Raw genomic sequence first — 17750 nt, forward strand, 5'->3', positions numbered from 1 at the left:
ATACAACTTAAAGAGGGTATCAAAAAGTTGTAAAAAAATTTCTATTTTAAGAATTTAAGATGCCGTCCTTTCTCTGAATCAATAAATTAATTAGCAATTATTGTTTTATAAATAAAAAAACAACCCTTTTATTTAACAAGAGTTGTTTTTTGCCGCTTCATCGTACATGATACAAAATATATAACACTGGTAATTTCGCTAATGGTTCTAAATTTTCCCCTGGATTAATTTATTCTGGATCATAACCCCAGGTTTCAATCGCATAGCATCGAATGGCATAATAATGTTCATAATAATTAACTTTTTTTAACATATAATAACGATATAAAACATTCAAATTACTAATTGTTGAATTTAATACAGTACTGTTAATTAATTTATTTTTTTCAAAAGCAAACCTTAAATATTCTATAATAATAAAAGCCCCCATCGATCAACCATAAAAATTAAGTTCTTTTAATTTTGGGTCAATTTTAGCTTGTAAAAAATCAACAACGGCCGCTATCATATTTCTCATAATAACCCCCCATTGTAGTCATTTTAGTCGTTGACTCGCCATGATTGCCGTTGGTCAAAAACAAGAATATTATAACCTAAGCGCAAATAAATTAAACCAAAAAATATTGCGCAAAACTTATGCGAATTTAAACCATGGACAACAACAAGTTATTTTTTATTGTTATAATTTTTTACTCAGGAGTGAATTGAAACTCCTTTTAACATAACATCTTCATAACCAGGAATATCATATTCTTCAATATCTCATTTCTGGTCTAATTCATCTGGCGTTAAGGCCATTGTTTCAAGATGCAATCGTTTTGTTAAATCCATAATATATTTTTTACAATATGCTTTTTAAATCATTATCCGTTTTCTTCCATCAACTATGATGCGTTAATAAAAAGCGCTTATCATGAAAGTGATAAAAGATCTTAATATAAATTGCCTTATTATGCATATACTCTGGTAATTGATCATCATCAACAATTCGATAACTGTGGTCAGTAACTAAATCTTGTTCTGATGTTAATGCAAAAGGTTCTTCATTCTGATGTTTTTTAGCCCTAATGTTATTGTAAATTCTCTTTTGTAAAAGCATACATACGGTAATAAATCTTTGAATTTGTAAATTGTAAATACCAAATCATAAAAAGTTAACTATTAATTTAGTTAACTTTTTAAGTTAATTATAGGAGGTTGAAATTATGCAAATAAAGCACTATTTAATTTTGCGGTCTTAGTGAAAAAGTATGGTAAAGATATTGTTATTAATACTGTCAATAAGATTACAAATGATATTGAAATTAAAAAGTAAAGAATAAATTATCCCGCGTAATTTACAATCTTCAATTAACTTTCAGTTACTTCCAACTGGTGGTTGTTGTGGTTTGGGTTCTGGTTTATTACTCGCCGTTTTCACTATTATTTGGTTTTTCGCAACTAATTAACGATGTTGTACACTTGTTGCTGTTAATCCGATTACTCCTAAAATACTTAAAATTTTATAATTATTGCACATAAATTATAAAATTTTAAGTATTTTAGGAGGTAGGGTATGAAAAAATATGAAAGATTAGATTTTAATGAAAGAGTAAATTTGGAAAAATTAAAAGATAATGAATTATTTAAAAAGAAAAATGAAACAATTAATATTCGAAAAATTGCTAAGCAAATGAATAGAGATTATAGAACTATTTGGCAAGAGTTAAATATGTTTGATAATATTAATGATTATAATGCTGCAAAAGCACAAAAAATACATGATAAAAATAAAAAACAATGTCGTAAATATTCAATGTTAAATTCACAAGAATTAAGTCATTTTTCTAATGAATATAATAATTTTGGTCGTTCGCTACAAAATATTATTACTTCGTATGAATTACAATATAATGTAAAATTTGGTGTATGTTTTAAAACAATGTATAAATATATTAAATTAGGTTATTTTAATTTAAAAAAAGAAATGTTATATTTTAAAAATAAAAAAAGAAAAACAAAAAATGGGGAACAAAATGATAATCGTGGAAAATTACTTAATATTAGAGATTATAACCAATTTTTAAATGATTATGGAAATGATTTAAGTTTTAGTGGAATTTGAGAAATGGATACTCTTGATTGTGGTAATTTTTATTTGTTAGTTTTAGTAAATCGTAAATCAAAAATACTTTTTTATCATATTTTATTTAGTAAAAAGGCAAGTATTGTATTAACAATTTTAATGAAAATGATTAAACAAATTGGTATTAGTAAATTTAGTTGTATTTTAATCGATAGAGAAAAAGAATTTTATAGATGAAAAACAATAGAAAAAAATTTTAAAATAAGAGTTTATTTTTGTGATCCTGGTAAACTTCGCCAGAAAGCATTAGTAGAAAGAATAAATAGATATATAAGGAGTTGATTAGGTCAAAATGAGCCATTAATTAATACTCGTAGTAGATTAAAATCTATTTTAGATATATTAAATACCACAATTAGACCTTGCTTGGAAAATTTTACATCAAGACAATATTTTAAAAAAATTTTTTTAAATTAAATTAGTGTTTGTTAAGATTAGTAAAATTTATTTTTTGTTGTATTTAATTTTATAATTTTAAAAATAAATATTAAAAACAATATTTTTAATTTAATATTTTTGTGATTATTGTTTTTTATTTTTAATTTGTTATAATTTTATTAACTTTTTATGATTTAGTTTTACAGTATACAAAAGGAAGTGATGGACAGTGAAAAAAGTTATGGTTGGCTTATCTGGCGGTGTTGATTCGTCAGTTAGTTTATATTTATTACAACAAGCAGGTTATAATGTTGAAGGTCTTTTTATGCGAAATTGAGACAGTCAATTAAATAATGATATTTTAGGCAATAAAGCAATTAATAATAGAATTTGTCCGCAAGAACTTGATTATAATGATGCTGTTCAAGTTAGCAAAACATTACAAGTACCCTTGCATCGGGTTGATTTTATTAAAGAATATTGGGAGTATGTTTTTAAACATTTTATTAGTGAATATGAAAAAGGACGAACTCCTAATCCTGATATTTTATGCAATAAATATATTAAATTTGATTATTTTTTAAAGTATGCCATTAATAATTATGATGCTGATTTTATTGCAATGGGGCATTATGCCCAAGTTCGTTATAGTGAAACATTAAAAGAATATCAATTATTACGGGGAATTGATAATGATAAAGATCAAACTTATTTTTTAAGTCAGTTGAATCAACAACAATTATCAAAAACATTTTTTCCATTGGGAAATTTAACAAAAAAAGAAGTGCGGGCAATTGCCGCGGCGCTGAATTTAAGTACAGCTAATAAAAAAGATTCAACTGGGATTTGTTTTATTGGGGAGCGTGATTTTAAAAACTTTTTGCAAAATTATATTCCAAATCAAATTGGAAATATTGTTGATATTGAGACAGAGGAAGTTGTTGGAAAACATAATGGGATTATGTATTATACAATTGGGCAACGGCGCGGTTTAAATTTAGGTGGAATGAGTGAGCCGTATTTTGTTGCTGGGAAAAATGTTACGAAGAATATTTTATATGTTGCAAAAAGTAGTAAAGAAAAATGATTATATTCAACTAGTTGCACCATTACTGATGTTAATTGAATTAATACTTTGCCAGCAAAAGAATTTGATTGTACAGCTAAATTCCGTTATCGTCAAAAAGATATTCCAGTTAAAGTAACAGTTTTAAGTGATGATAAATGTCTTGTTCAATTTGCAACAAAAGTAAAAGCAATTACGCCTGGGCAAGCAGCTGTTTTTTATCAAGACGAAGTGTGTCTTGGTGGGAGCGTTATTAATGATTTTTATTTAAATAATGAAAAATTATGTTATTTATAGGGACGGACTGCGAACATGGCAGGAAAAATACGGGGTTATTTAAAATTAATTTTTTTTATTTTTAATTTGTTATAATTTTATTAACTTTTTATGATTTAGTTTTACAGTATACAATTTTTAACCTTTTCTTGCCATATAAAAATGCACCCCCTATAAAAATTTAGCAAAATATTTTTTTATTTTACTTACTTTTTGGGGTGCAGTCTTCTTAAGCATTCTTTTTATTTTTTATTTAGAATTACTGGAATGATTAATGGATTACGACGTTTATAGCGATAGATAAACGGTGATAATGATTGTTTAATAGCATTTTTAAGAGTTCCAAAAGTTGGTTTTTGTGTTTTTAAAACTTCATTAACTGCTTCAGTTGTTAAACGAATTGATTCATTAATAATATTTCCAGATTCTTTTACATAAAAACTTCCTCTTGAAATAATTCGTGGGGGAGTTAATAATTGGTTATTTTGCGAATCAATTGAAATAATAACGGCAATTAATCCATCTTTTGATAAAATCTCACGATCACGAACAACAGCAGTTGTTTGACCTGATAAATCTTTTCCATCAACATAAACCGCTTCAGCTTCAATTCGTTTCCCAATTACCCCAGTTCCATTTAATAATTCAATTTGATCACCATTAGCACAAATAAAGACATTATCTTTTGGAACATTAACACTCATTGCTGTTTCACCATGTTGGCGTAACATACGATAATCACCATGCATTGGCATAAAGTATTTTGGTTTTAAAAGGGTAAATAATAATTTTTGTTCTTCTTGTGAAGCATGACCAGAAGTATGAATTTGATTTAAAGGACTATTTTCTTGGACAATAGCACCAGCACGAACTAGTTTATTAATAACTCGTTCAACATCAGCTTGATTGCCTGGAATTGGTGATGATGAAAAAATAACCGTATCACCAGGAATAATTGAAATATGTTGATGTTGATTATTTGCAATTCGTGATAAAGCGGCCATTGGTTCACCTTGACTTCCGGTACAAATAATTAATATTTCGTTATCCTTATAGTTTTTAGCATCATTAGCTTTAATAAATGCTTTATCAGAAATTTTTAAATGTCCCATTTGGCGAATAATTTTAATAATACGGTCTAAACTACGACCAAAAACTAGAATTTTTCGCCCATATTTATTAGCAATTTCAACAATATGTTGAATACGGTGAACATTTGAAGCAAAGGTTGAAATTAAAATTCTTCCTTTCGCTTTAACAAATAATTCTCCAATGTTTTTAATAATTTTTGTTTCAGTTTGAGTATATCCTTCAACTTCAGCATTTGTACTGTCAGCCATTAATAACATTACGCCTTCTTGTCCCATATTTGCCATTCGTTCAATATCAGCACGATGTCCTAGGGGTGTTCAGTCAAATTTATAATCTCCAGTTGAAACAACTTTTCCATTTGGAGTCATTACTGAAATTCCAAAGGCATCAGGAATACTATGGTTAACAGCAAAAAAGTTAATTTTAAAGTTTTTTGTTTTAATAACACTCATATTATCAACTTCTTTGACAATTGTAGTTTGTTCTAATTTCGCTTCTTTTAAGCGATCACGAATTAAAGCGGCGGCTAATCGGGGTGCATAAATAATTGGAATAGTTACTTCTCTTAATAAATAAGGAATTCCACCAATATGGTCTTCATGCCCATGCGTAATAAATAACGCTTTTATTTTTTGTTGATTTTCTTTTAAATAATTATAATTCGGAATAACAGCATCAACACCAAGCATTATTGAACTAGGAAACTTAACACCAGCATCAAGCATAATTAATTCTTCATCATGTTCAATACAATATGTATTTTTTCCAACTTCTTCTAATCCTCCAAGAGCAAAAACTTTTGTTGGGATTTTATTTTTCATAACATTTTGCGTTGGTTGTTTTGTTATCACACTAGTTGGTTTTGTCTCTATTGTTTTATTTTTACTTATTTCTTTCTTTTCTTCATTCATTGAAATTATCACCTCATAATTCTAAAAATTAACGCATAGCTTTTTCTTTATTAAATTGATTATTATTACAAAGAAAAAAATAATTTACTAGTATCCAGAAAATTATAACATAAAGTTTAATAAGATTATAAAAAAATACTTTTTCTAAAAAAGTTAAATAATCTTGAATTTATAAAATAATTCAGTCACTTTTCTTAGCTCAAGGCTCTTTTTTATTAATTAAATCATAATATATTTTACCTTCTAAATGCGCTTGCTCATGTTGAAAAACAATTGCTTCATAACTACGTACAGTAATTGTTACTTGCTGTTGTTTTAAGTAATCATAACCTTCAACAATAATGCGAAAACTACGGGGAACTAATCCTTCTTTATCATCATTGACACTTAAACATCCTTCGCCTTCTTCAATACAGGCTATTTGATTACTTTTTCCAATAATTTTAGGATTAATCATAGCATGTTCAGTTACTTTCTTGGTTCCAGTTTCTTCATCTGTATTTTCAATGCGAATATAATACATTTTAATATTATGTCCAATTTGTGGCGCTGCTAAACCAACAGCTGGTCTAATGGCATCATGGTCACTATTTTTTTGTGGATCTTGGGAATATTTCACAAAGTCAATTAACTTTTTCATCACAAGTTCATTATCAGGTGCTAATGGAAAAGCGACTTCCTTTGATGATTTCCGAATTGACGGTGCATTATCAAATACTAATCAGTCTTTAGTTGGTATTTTATTTTGCAACACTAAAAATCACCTCTTAAAAAATTATAACATATTAAGCAATTATTAAAGAAAATTCTAAAGTTTTATATTGTAAATTGTAAATACCAAATCATAAAAAATTAACTATTAATTTAGTTAACTTTTTTAAGTTAATTTTTAAGTTAATTATAGGAGGTTGAAATTATGCAAATAAAGCAATATTTAATTTTGCGGTCGTTAGTAAAAAAGTATGGTAAAGATATTGTTATTAATACTGTCAATAAGATTGCAAATGATATTGAAATTAAAAAGTAAAGAATAAATTATCCCGCGTAATTTACAGTATACAAAATTTGCGAACAATGTTATAATTAAAAAAGATAAAAATTTAGAAAGGGTAATAAAGATGGGATTTTCGCATAAAGTAATTGAAAAAAAATGACAGCAATACTGAGAAGAACATCAAACTTTTAAAACAACAAATAATTCGGAGCAAAAAGCTTATATTTTAGATATGTTTCCCTATCCGTCAGGATCAGGGTTACATGTTGGTCACCCTAAAGGTTATGTTGCAACAGACGTTATTAGTCGTATGCGAAAATTACAAGGTTATGATGTTTTACATCCAATTGGTTGAGATGCCTTTGGTTTACCAGCCGAACAACATGCCTTACAAACAGGGAATGATCCAGCGGAATTTACATTACAAAACATTGCTAATTTTCGTCAGCAATTAAAAGGACTTGGTTTTAGTTATGATTATGATAAAGAGGTTAATACTTCGTCACCATGATTTTTTAAAACAACACAATTAATTTTTGAATTATTATATCAAAATGGTTTAGCTGAAATGCGGGATGTTGATGTTAATTGATGTCAAGAGTTAGGAACTGTTTTAGCAAATGAAGAAGTTTTAAATATTGATGGCAAAATGGTTTCAGAACGAGGTCATTATCCAGTTTTTAAAAAACCAATGCGTCAGTGAGTTTTAAAAATTACGGCTTATGCTGAAAAATTATTGACAGGTTTAGATGAGGTTGATTGACCTGAATCAGTTAAAGAGTTACAATGAAATTGAATTGGTAAATCAGTTGGTGCGGAAATTAAGTTTGCTGTACAAAATAGTTCAGAAATAATTGAAGTTTTTACAACTCGTGCTGATACCATTTTTGGTGTTGAGTATCTTGTTTTAGCTCCAGAGTATCCTTTGGTTTCAAAATTGACAACTTCAGAGTATGCGCCAGCGGTGGAAAAATTTTTAACAGCAACAAAATCAAAAAGTGAATTAGACCGCCAAGATAGTAGTAAAGAAAAAAATGGTTTATTCATTGGTAGTTATGCAATTAATCCAATTAATCAAAAAGTTATTCCAATTTGAATTGCTGATTATGTGTTACCGTTTTATGCAACAGGCGCTGTGATGGCGGTCCCAGGACATGATGAACGCGATTATTTATTTTCCTTAAAATATCAATTACCAATTAGTTATGTGATTGAAGGAGAACATCATAATAAGTTGCATAATAAAGATGGGAAACATATTAATTCTGATTTCTTAAATGGTTTAACAACGCAAGCCGCAGCAGAGAAAGCGATTGATGTTTTAACAGCGGCTGGAAATGCTAGAGTTAAAACAACTTATAAATTACGTGATTGATTATTCTCTCGTCAACGTTATTGAGGGGAGCCATTCCCAATTATTCATTGAGAAGATGGGTCAATTAGTTTAGTTGATGAAGCTGAATTACCATTAGAATTACCAAAAATGACAAATATTAAACCATCTCAAACCGGGGAATCACCATTAGCTAATGCAAAAGATTGATTAACTGTTGTTGATAGTACTGGGAAAAAAGGGCGCCGTGAAACAAATACGATGCCGCAGTGAGCAGGTAGTTGTTGATATTATTTGGGTTATGTTTTAATGGAAAATAAGGAAATGTTAGATTTGCGTAGTGCAAAGGGACAAGCCTTACTTAAAAAATGATTACCAGTTGATTTGTATGTTGGTGGTCAAGAACATGCTGTTTTACATTTATTATATTCTCGTTTTTGACATAAATTTTTATATGATCAAAAATTAGTGCCAACTTCTGAACCATTTTATAAGTTAGTTAATCAGGGAATGATTTTCGGGGCTGATGGTTCGAAAATGAGTAAGTCAAAAGGAAATGTCGTTAATCCCGATGATATTGTTAAATCACATGGGGCTGATACCTTACGGGTATATGAAATGTTTATGGGGCCAATTGATGCATCGTTACCGTGAAATCCTAATGGTTTAGATTCAGCTCGAAAATGATTAGACCGAATTTATCGGTTGGTTAAAAATAATAATTTTTCCCAAGTTGATGATCATCAACTTGATTTTTTTTATCATAATATGGTTAAAAAAGGAACGGAAATGTTAGAGAAGTTAAGTTTTAATACTGCAATTTCGCAATTAATGGTCTTTATTAATGCTTGTTATAAAACAACCGGACCAATTTATCAACCATATTTTGAAGGGTTTACTAAGATGTTAAGTTTATTTGCGCCGCATTTAGCAGAAGAAATTTGAGTTAATTTACAACAACCATCTTCGGTTGCCTTAGCAACTTGGCCAATATATGATGAAAAATATTTAAAAAAAGATGAAGTTACCATTGCTGTTCAAATTAATGGTAAATTACGAGCTAAATTAGAAGTTTTGGTAGATACACCGGAAGATGAATTATTAGCTTTAGCAAAAACTAATCAAAATGTTCAAGCGTTTTTAGCAAGCCATGAAATTCTTAAAGAAGTTATTATTAAAAATAAAATTGTTAATTTTGTTGTAAAATAATATTATATAATATCACATTAATTTGTATACTGTAAAACTAAATCATAAAAAGTGTCCTAAAAAGGGTTGCCAATCCAAGTATACAATATTAAGAAAAGTGGAATCGAAATATTATAAATGAAAAATTATACTGTAATTATTGTTGCGGCAGGAAGATCATCCCGGTTTAATCAAAAGGATAATAAATTATTATATCAAATTAATTATGATAAAACGATTATTGAACAAACATTAATGTTATTTTTAAGTGACCCATTTTGTACTGAAATTATTGTGGGAGTTAGTGAAGAAATTCTGTTTTTTTTATTGCAAAAGAATTACCAAACAAAAAAACTACAATTTGTGATGGGCGGTAAGGAACGGGTTGATACAATTCATCAATGTTTAATTAATCATAAAATTACTAATGATACAATAATGATTCATGATGGTATTCGCTGTTTTACTAGTTTAGCTTTTATCAATAAGTTAAACCAAACTTTTCACCACAAAAATTATGAAGTTCTAATTCCAATCGTTCCAATTACTGAAACGCTTAAAAAAGTTAAAAATAATTTGGTTGAAAAAACATTACCACGAGAAGAATATTTTACAATTCAAACACCACAAATTTTTAAAACCAAGTTATTATCTGTCATTTATCACGAGTATTTTCAAACGAAAAATACGATAACAATTTATGATGACAGTTATTTGGTTGAGTTATTTTCACCAAAAACAAAAATTCATACAATTTATGGTGAAAAACAAAACATTAAAATAACTTATCCGGATGATTTAAAATTATTAAAATTAGTGAAATAACTCTTACAATTATCGTTAATATACGTTATAATAAATGACGAGTTAATAATGCTTGAATGAATAATTATTAGCTCCTTGTCCGCATAGGACCTAGACCAAAAGGAGGAAAAAATAAAGTGCGTAAATATGAAGTTATGTATATATTAAATCCTGAAGCAACTAATTTAGATGAATTAGAAAATAAATTACATCAAATTTTAGAAGTTAACGGAGGAAAAATTGAAGAACACGGTAAATGAGGAATTAAGGACTTATCATATCCTATTAAAAAGAAAAAAAGGGGATATTATGGAATATTAATTGTTAATACAACATCAGAGAACATTGATGAATTTGTTCGAATTAGTCATATTGAACAAGATGTTTTACGAATCTTAGTAATTAATACCGAAAAAGAAAAAGGTTATATTCAATCAACTGTTTATGCAAAAACAGAAGTTAAGAATGATAAACCAGACCGTGATCGTAAACCAGGAAATAAAAGACCAGATTACAAACGTCATGAACAATATTCAGAAGGTGAAGAGCCAAAAGCAGATAAACCAACTGAAACAAAAGAATAAGAGGAGTGAACAAAAGTTATGTTGAATCGAGTTTCATTAGTAGGAAGACTAGCACGTGATTTAGAATTAAAAAATTCTGTTAATAATAAACCATTTGTTGCTTTTACATTAGCAGTAAATAATAATTTTAATAATCAAGCCTCATTTATTCCATGCTTTGCTTGGAATAAAACAGCTGAAAATATGGCCCGTTATTTAAAAAAAGGATCATTAATCGCTTTGGATGGACGTTTGCAAACTAGAACGGATAATACTAGTGGCCAAATGGTAACAATTGTGCAAGTAATCGCTGATATTGTTTCATTCTTAGATTCAAGAGGAACTACAACAGGTGCTCCCTCACCGGCAGCACCTGCGCCAAATACTAATGATTTTAATAGCACAACTTTTGATGAACAATTGAAACCACAAGATGATAGCAATAATAATAGTATTAGTTTTGATGGTGATGATGCAATTTTATGAGATTAAAAGGAAAGGAAAATAAAAATGAATCCAAAATTTAAACGTTTTAAAAAACAATGTTATTTTACTAAAAACAAAATAACATATATTGACTATAAAGATATTGAGTTATTAAAAAAATTAATTTCTGGTAATGGTCAAATTTTACCAAAACGACTTACAGGAACAACAGCTAAAAATCAAAGAATGTTAGCAACAGCAATTAAAAGAGCTCGTCAAATGGCGTTATTACCATTTGTTATTGATTAAAAAAATACTTACTTTTGTGGAATGCCCCCTATATAGTAGACACAAAAATAAAAACATTTGTGTAAACTAGAAATGGGGTGAATTTTATTATGAAAAAAATTCATAGAAAGTGTAAGTGGTAAATACCAAATCATAAAAAGTTAACTATTAATTTAGTTAAATTTTTTAAGTTAATTTTTAAGTTAATTATAGGAGGTTGAAATTATGCAAATAAAGCAATATTTAATTTTGCGGTCGTTAGTAAAAAAGTATGGTAAAGATATTGTTATTAATACTGTCAATAAGATTGCAAATGATATTGAAATTAAAAAATAAAGAATAAATTATCCCGCGCAATTTACAATCTTCAATTAACTTTTTATGATTTAGTTTTACAGTATACAAGTTTTATCTGTTGTATTTATTTTATTCTTTTCTTTTAGTTCTTTTAATTCTTCGGGTGTATATTCTGCTACATTATTACAAGCAACTAAACTGGTTGTACTTATTCCAATTAAAGTGATTGTTATTAAGGAGACTAATATTTTTTCATTTAATTATTTTTTTATTATCAATTAAGTGAATCTATTGAATTAGAATAATTAACATCTATATTTCCAATATAAACAGTTAAATCAGAAGAATTAATAGTTGCTTTGTTATTATTAATATTTTCAACTTTTATTTTATCAATATCTACCCGTGGATTTAATTCTTTTATTTTATCTTTAATTTGATTATCTGTTGGTATACTTAGACCATTAGTTTTTATTACACCCAAATTATTATTTTTTATATAAAAACCTAGTCGTAAGGTATATTTAACATCTGTTTCACCAGTATAAACGTTTATATCATTTGAAGCAATTTTAGAAGACTGTGTACTAAGTAGTTTAATATTAATTTTTGAAATGTTTAATGACGGAAATAATTTTTTTAATTTATCTTTAATTTGTATTTCACTTATATTTACAATATTTTGTTTACCCTCCTCATTATCAATTATTTGACCTAAACTAGCATTATTTGGAATTATAGTATTTAAATCAACAGATTTATCAATTATAAAATTAATTGTTTTCGTATTACTAAAACCAGTTAGAGTGATTACCGCGCTATTTTCAGTAATTTTTGTAACATTAATGTTATTAATATTTAATTGAGGATTTAATTCTTTTACTTTATTTTTGATTTGTTTTTCAGTTGGTCTGTCAGCTCCATTAGTTTTAAATATATGTTTAGTTTGATTGTTTTTTGTGTCTCTTTTATTTTTATTTATATTTAAACCTGTTCAATTTAATTCAGATAAATCTTTAATAGTATTTTTTTGATAAGGAATATCAGCAATCATTATTGGCACACCAGTTCCACTAATTGTTAATATGCTTAATAAGCTTAGTAATTTTTTCATACTTATATTTCTCCCTTTTTCAATTTCTATTGACATTATATATATATATATATATATATACAAGCAAAATTATTAATTATTTTAAAAATTTTATCTTGTTAAATAACCATTATCACGCGTTTTAAGACCTAAAATGGTAATAAAATATATTAAGTTTAGTATTTATGTATAAAAAGTATTGTATTAGTAAAATAATAGTATATAATTAATTTATAGATTTAATCTTTTTCCGTAAAAAAGAGTTATGCTAACTTGTTAATCGAACAAGAATAAAAAAAAGAGGAGTTTATAAAAATGGTACTTACAAAAGAACAATTAATCGAACAAGGTTTAAGTGAAGGGATTGCGGAAAATATCTTAAATAAGTTTAATAATGAAGCAAAACAAATTAGAGAAAGTGTGCAAAAACGCGAAGATGTTATATCAAAAGAAGACTTTATTAAATTATCTAATGAATTAGATGAATTAAAGGCTTTTAAAGATGTGCCGTCTACTAAAATTGAAGATATTAAAACTAATTTAGAAAAAGTTAGTGGTAGTTCTTTAAATGAAAACTTTAAAAGAATTAAAACCTGATTTGTTTGTACAAGAACAGCCATCAATTTAACCTGGTAATTTTATTAAAGATATGATTGAAAAATCTTCTGAAAATAAAAATGATGAAATTGAAACTATTAAAGAAAAAGGAGCATATACTTCTGATGAAATTAAAAAATTAACTGATTATACACTTAAAAACATTAGATAATAAGGAGTGAATATTATGGCAACAATTAATTTTCCACAAGTACCTTTTACATTACAAGGTAATACAACAGGGCAAAAAGCCTATGCTGATATGGTTAATGCTTTATTGCGTGGACCTTTATATAATGAATACGCAAGTATTATGCAATATGCAACTGCAACAACCCAACAAGTCGCGTGATTACCAAATGCTGGTCAAGCATTATTATATAATTTAACTCATCGTGTGGTATGACAAGATGATTATGCATTACCAAATGGTGGAACAACTCAAACTATGGGATTAACAAGAATTCCAGTTCCTATTGATAAAAGATTTAATTTAAAATTAATGAATGAAGCATTTGATTTAGCATTAATATAACAAAATATTAAAAATGGTGTTATTGCTAACGCTATTTCTAGTGTTGTACAGAATAAATTTGTTAACTTAGAGTGTGAATTAATTCAGAGGATTTATGATTATTGTTTAGCAGATGGTCAATATCAAGTTATTCCATTTCGTAGTTATACAGCAGAAAATGAGAATGATGCAAATAAAACATTCTTTACATTAAATGAAACTTTGATTGAATTAACTAATCAAATTAGTAATCTATATTTTGGTTTACCAAGATAAAATGTTTATGGTTTTAGGACGACGTGCATATTTAGGGTTAACACCTGCTTATTTAAAAGTAATTGGTTCACAAGCGCAATTAAAATCAATGGTTAATGGTGAATTATATGAAAATACAGCAATGGGTATTCCTGTATCTAAAAGTTTTCATTTAGAAAAAACATATACAAAAGGACAAGTTAACCGCGATAAAAGTTATAATTTTACTAATGTAAATGGTTTACTTATTAATAAACAAGTATGGGCATATCCAATTAATATGGATACTATTCAACAAGTTTTAGATAATGATACTGCTAACCCTAAATGAATTGGTAAAGTACAATATGCTACTCCAACTATTTTATATCCAAAAACATCTAAAATTATTTTAGAAAAAGTACCAACACAAGATGAAATTAATGCTGCAAAAAGTAATCTAAATAAAACTTTTAGAGTTCCTGTTGATTATGTAATTCCATCATCAAATAAAGTTAATATTAGTAAAATTAATAAAATTGAACAACCTAATATTAAAGTAAATAATCCTGTTAGTGTTTCACAAGAAGAATTAAAACCACAATTTAAAAGTGTTGTTTTAAAAGCAGTAAAAACAGTAGATAATTCTTTAACTAAAAATGATTTTGATTACTTTATTGAAAGTAAAGGTGAAGAATGACCAATAAATATTACAAATTATAAAACTGTTGAAGTTCAAATTAAAGGTAAAAACAACGCTACTGGTAAAACAAAGCCTATTGATATAGTAATTAAAAATTCTCAATAAAAAATGAACTTATTAATATTACGAGTTTTAACTTTATTAGCAGAAAATTTAGGCAATAAACTTATAATAAATAAGTTCGTTAATTTAATTAATAAAGTTAATAAGTTTGCTTCATATTATGCTAATCCTTTTCAAAATATTACAAATAAAATTGAAGATGTTTATAAGTGATTAAATCCTTATACTTATGTAGATTTAATTAAAAAAGGTCATAAAAAAGAAATTCAACAAATATTAAGTCAATTAGAAAAAGATAATAATATTAAAAATAGAGAACAATTTAAAAATGAAAATTATCTAAATACTAATTGACAATCTTTAAATAGTAGTTGACTTGATAGTGGAATGTTTAATATAACAAATAAGTTAACTTTATTAACAGGTAATTTAACTATTTTAATATATACAAAAACAGCAAAAAATCCTAAGTTTTATGGTCCATATGTTTATCCTAGTGTTCCAGTTGAAATATGAAAATTATTAAGTAATGCTGTATCTAATGCAGGGACTTTATTTTGGCATTATTGATTAAGAAAATGATTACCTAGTTATTTAAGAAATTATATTAAAAAAGATTACCACAAGAATTAAAAGAAAAATACTCAAAAGGAAATATTAAATTAACATTATCAACAGTTCAAAAATTACAACAAATTAAAAGGTTTATTAATAATTTAAAGATTGGGCATTTTAATTTTAATTTTGCTGGTGAAATTAATAATAAAAAATGATATCGAGAGCGAAAAAGTGATGTTAAAAATATTAAGAATTTATATAAAACACCAGTTAAAAGTATGTTTTATAAAACTAATCAAACTATTAAAAAAATTAAAAAAGTACAAAGAAAAGTTAATAGTTATAAACCATCTAATTTAAAAAATAAATATCATAATCAATTAAGGGGTATTTTATATGGAAAATAATTTAAGTAATTTGTTATTTATAACAGTTGAAGATGTTAAAGAAAGTAAATTTTGACAACCTATTAATGACCGTAAGCAATCTGCTTATAATGATAATTTAAAAACTAGTTTATGAATGGATAGATTATCAGGTGGAACAATTTCAGATAAAATAAATAAAAAAGATTTATTTCCCTGAGTAAAAAAAGATAATACTGGAATAATTGAATATGATAAATGATTAAGTTATATTCAATCTGCTTGTTTATTAGCAGTTATGAATTGGTATTTTATTTACCAAAAGGAGTTAATGATTTAACTGGTAGTGCATCATTTTCACAAGGTGGAGTTGCTTATTCACAAACTAATGATCCTGAATCAAATGAAAATATTACTCGTGATGTTAAAAATGCTTTAAAATTAGCTGGTGAAATAATTGATATTATATCTAGTAAAACAGTTACAAGACCATATAATTATCATTTAGGGAATTATGCTCATCCTTGAGAAGAAGAATATAAATATATAACTAAAAAAACATTTTATGAAGTATTATTATATTATTTAAAAGAAAGAGTGCAAACTGACAATGCTATTAATATTACTCATCCAGAAATTATTGATTATAGTAAAGTTGATTATAACGAATATATTAAGATTATTGTTCCGTTTGATAAAGATACTATTTATTTTGATAGTGGAGTTTGAAAAGGCATCATGTGCGATGAAGCCGATATTAAAGAATTAAATATTGTTTTGTTAAATTATTTAACATATCGTTATAATTATGACCGTAAATTTCAAGGTGCAAAATACGATGAAAAAGGTAATCCTAGCAATAAAGCGGCTGAATTACGTCAAAAATTCGAAGATGTTATTGGCGGTTTATTTGAAAACTGAAAATTAGATAATTTTACTTCTTTAAATGATAATGCTGTCAAAAGATTTAAACAAGTGATATACATGTTATCAAATTATACATATAGTAAATATGCGATTAATAAAGGTTATAATGATGATGTTAAATTGTTTTATCCTTATTATTTTGAATTAATATCTAATCCACGAGAATTAGAAACTGGATATTGAATTTTTGAACATTACAAAGTTAAATTAAATTCATCATATTTTAATTTTACTGGTGGGGACCTGCTACGCTAACTCCAATAAATTATTGAGAAAAGGTTTATTCTGATGATCAACCATTTAAAGAAGTTTATATTAAATATTGTTTTGTAGTTTGGCGTAGTGATACAAGTAATAATTGAAGAATTATTAAATTTTTGAATGATACAAATAGTAAAAAAGAATTAGATAGTTATGGTAGATATAAACTTATTTTTAAAGATATTAGACTGCACCCAAAAAAGTAAGTAAAGAAAAAAAGTCTTTGCTAAACTTTAGACTGCACCCAAAAAAGTAAGTAAAGAAAAAAAGTCTTTGCTAAACTTTAAAGGAGGTGCATTTTTATATGGCAAGAAAAGGACAAAAATTTAATAAATATACAGCATATTTTCGAAAAATGATAGTACAAGAGGTTAAAAATAATAGTATAAGTTTTATTGCAAAAAAATATCAAATTAATAAAAAAACTGTTGCTTCATGGTATGAAAATTTTAAGAAAGGAATTTTAAACACCAATAAAGGTTCAAAAGAATCATTTGAAAAAAGAGATTTAAACTATTACAAAGTTAGGTATGAATTACTAAAAAAGCTTCATGACTTTTACAATTAAATAAAAGAAAAATTGTATCTTTTATCAAAGAAAACATTAATAAATATCCACTAAATTTATTACTTGATATAACAGATTTAAAGCGTAGTTATTGAGATAAATATAAAAATTATTCAAGTAATGGTA

20 protein-coding genes are annotated in these 17750 nt (G+C 26.4%); 14 read left to right on the plus strand and 6 right to left on the minus strand.

The annotated features are described in order from the left end of the window. Nucleotides 1–229: 229 nt before the first annotated feature. The 3 genes from AACK78_RS06565 to AACK78_RS06575 form a co-directional block, all read right to left on the minus strand. On the minus strand, nt 230–517 hold the full coding sequence (locus AACK78_RS06565; protein WP_338955215.1) for a hypothetical protein: 288 nt from the start codon (nt 515–517) through the stop codon (nt 230–232). Nucleotides 518–666: 149 nt separating this feature from the next. Further along, the gene (locus tag AACK78_RS06570) at nt 667–831 is read right to left on the minus strand and encodes a hypothetical protein (RefSeq protein ID WP_338955217.1); all 165 of its coding nucleotides are present in this window, start codon (nt 829–831) and stop codon (nt 667–669) included. A 10-nt stretch (nt 832–841) separates the two neighbouring features. After that, a complete protein-coding gene (locus AACK78_RS06575; protein ID WP_338955218.1) occupies nt 842–1099 on the minus strand; it encodes a hypothetical protein in 258 nt (85 codons plus the stop codon). 456 nt (nt 1100–1555) lie between these two features. On the opposite strand from AACK78_RS06575, the gene AACK78_RS06580 reads away from it, so the two are divergent. Together AACK78_RS06580 and mnmA are read left to right on the plus strand one after the other, a co-directional pair. Next, the gene (locus tag AACK78_RS06580; protein WP_338955220.1) at nt 1556–2542 is read left to right on the plus strand and encodes an IS30 family transposase; all 987 of its coding nucleotides are present in this window, start codon (nt 1556–1558) and stop codon (nt 2540–2542) included. Nucleotides 2543–2732: 190 nt separating this feature from the next. After that, nucleotides 2733–3866 (plus strand): tRNA 2-thiouridine(34) synthase MnmA, encoded by a 1134-nt coding sequence (gene mnmA / locus AACK78_RS06585; RefSeq protein ID WP_338955222.1) that lies wholly within the window; start codon nt 2733–2735, stop codon nt 3864–3866. 221 nt (nt 3867–4087) lie between these two features. Here mnmA and AACK78_RS06590 read toward each other — a convergent pair whose 3' ends face one another. Continuing rightward, nucleotides 4088–5848, minus strand: a complete 1761-nt coding sequence (locus AACK78_RS06590) for a ribonuclease J (RefSeq protein WP_338955225.1) — start codon at nt 5846–5848, stop codon at nt 4088–4090. 169 nt (nt 5849–6017) lie between these two features. Beyond that, nucleotides 6018–6602: a peptide deformylase gene (gene def / locus AACK78_RS06595; RefSeq protein WP_338955227.1), complete on the minus strand. Its 585-nt coding sequence runs from the start codon at nt 6600–6602 to the stop codon at nt 6018–6020. A gap of 364 nt (nt 6603–6966) precedes the next feature. On the opposite strand from def, the gene leuS reads away from it, so the two are divergent. The 5 genes from leuS (at nt 6967) to rpsR (ending at nt 11465) form a co-directional block, all read left to right on the plus strand. Further along, complete coding sequence (gene leuS, locus AACK78_RS06600; protein WP_338955229.1) at nt 6967–9384, plus strand: leucine--tRNA ligase; 2418 nt, start codon at nt 6967–6969, stop codon at nt 9382–9384. Nucleotides 9385–9501: 117 nt separating this feature from the next. Then, nucleotides 9502–10188, plus strand: a complete 687-nt coding sequence (locus AACK78_RS06605; RefSeq protein ID WP_338955231.1) for an IspD/TarI family cytidylyltransferase — start codon at nt 9502–9504, stop codon at nt 10186–10188. Nucleotides 10189–10304: 116 nt separating this feature from the next. Next, a complete protein-coding gene (gene rpsF / locus AACK78_RS06610) occupies nt 10305–10751 on the plus strand; it encodes a 30S ribosomal protein S6 (RefSeq protein WP_338955233.1) in 447 nt (148 codons plus the stop codon). Nucleotides 10752–10769: 18 nt separating this feature from the next. Continuing rightward, complete coding sequence (locus tag AACK78_RS06615) at nt 10770–11222, plus strand: single-stranded DNA-binding protein (RefSeq protein WP_338955235.1); 453 nt, start codon at nt 10770–10772, stop codon at nt 11220–11222. A gap of 18 nt (nt 11223–11240) precedes the next feature. After that, nucleotides 11241–11465, plus strand: coding sequence for a 30S ribosomal protein S18 (gene rpsR / locus AACK78_RS06620; RefSeq protein ID WP_338955237.1), 225 nt, complete (start codon nt 11241–11243; stop codon nt 11463–11465). Nucleotides 11466–12012: 547 nt separating this feature from the next. Here rpsR and AACK78_RS06625 read toward each other — a convergent pair. After that, nucleotides 12013–12855: a hypothetical protein gene (locus tag AACK78_RS06625; protein ID WP_338955240.1), complete on the minus strand. Its 843-nt coding sequence runs from the start codon at nt 12853–12855 to the stop codon at nt 12013–12015. Between the two features lie 294 nt (nt 12856–13149). Here AACK78_RS06625 and AACK78_RS06630 point away from each other — a divergent pair, with 294 nt between their 5' ends. From AACK78_RS06630 to AACK78_RS06660, 7 genes are all read left to right on the plus strand, one after another. Then, nucleotides 13150–13470 carry a hypothetical protein gene (locus AACK78_RS06630; RefSeq protein ID WP_338955242.1) on the plus strand — a complete coding sequence of 107 codons (321 nt, stop codon included), beginning with the start codon at nt 13150–13152 and terminating at the stop codon, nt 13468–13470. Between the two features lie 148 nt (nt 13471–13618). Next, entirely contained in the window at nt 13619–13966 is a 348-nt protein-coding gene (locus tag AACK78_RS06635) for a hypothetical protein (RefSeq protein WP_338955245.1), read from the plus strand. 256 nt (nt 13967–14222) lie between these two features. Further along, the gene (locus AACK78_RS06640; RefSeq protein WP_338955247.1) at nt 14223–14987 is read left to right on the plus strand and encodes a hypothetical protein; all 765 of its coding nucleotides are present in this window, start codon (nt 14223–14225) and stop codon (nt 14985–14987) included. Between the two features lie 3 nt (nt 14988–14990). Beyond that, the gene (locus AACK78_RS06645; RefSeq protein ID WP_338955249.1) at nt 14991–15578 is read left to right on the plus strand and encodes a hypothetical protein; all 588 of its coding nucleotides are present in this window, start codon (nt 14991–14993) and stop codon (nt 15576–15578) included. Between the two features lie 321 nt (nt 15579–15899). Continuing rightward, entirely contained in the window at nt 15900–16208 is a 309-nt protein-coding gene (locus AACK78_RS06650) for a hypothetical protein (protein WP_338955251.1), read from the plus strand. Beyond that, on the plus strand, nt 16172–17050 hold the full coding sequence (locus AACK78_RS06655; protein WP_338955253.1) for a hypothetical protein: 879 nt from the start codon (nt 16172–16174) through the stop codon (nt 17048–17050). The genes AACK78_RS06650 and AACK78_RS06655 overlap by 37 nt, the downstream gene beginning before the upstream one ends. A 310-nt stretch (nt 17051–17360) precedes the next feature. Continuing rightward, entirely contained in the window at nt 17361–17624 is a 264-nt protein-coding gene (locus tag AACK78_RS06660) for a transposase family protein (RefSeq protein WP_338954596.1), read from the plus strand. Nucleotides 17625–17750 lie beyond the last annotated feature (126 nt).

This window comes from Spiroplasma endosymbiont of Polydrusus cervinus, assembly GCF_964019755.1.
Classification (GTDB): domain Bacteria; phylum Bacillota_I; class Bacilli_A; order Mycoplasmatales; family Mycoplasmataceae; genus Spiroplasma.